Here is a 277-nt window from a genome sequence, read left to right as displayed (position 1 = left end):
GCCCTATACCACCATCTCCGGGCGGATTATGGGGCAGTCCTGGCTGAACTCCATCACCGTTCGCGTGAAGGAGGGCTACGACAGCGCGCAGGCCGAGCAACAGCTGGAACGGCTGCTGACGTTGCGTCACGGGAAGAAAGATTTCTTCACCTGGAATATGGACGGTCTCTTGAAAACGGCGGAAAAGACCACACGTACTCTTCAGCTGTTCCTGACGCTGGTGGCGGTGATCTCGCTGGTGGTTGGCGGTATCGGGGTGATGAATATCATGCTGGTA

1 pseudogene is annotated in these 277 nt (G+C 57.0%); it reads left to right on the top strand.

The annotated features are described in order from the left end of the window. Positions 1 to 277: pseudogene (locus ACPYOI_RS36160) on the top strand (macrolide ABC transporter permease/ATP-binding protein MacB); the annotation flags it as partial.

This window comes from Rhizobium sp. SVR5-2C, assembly GCF_056755115.1.
Note: the sequence above shows the minus strand (reverse complement) of the source record. Positions and strands in the feature narration are given on the sequence as shown.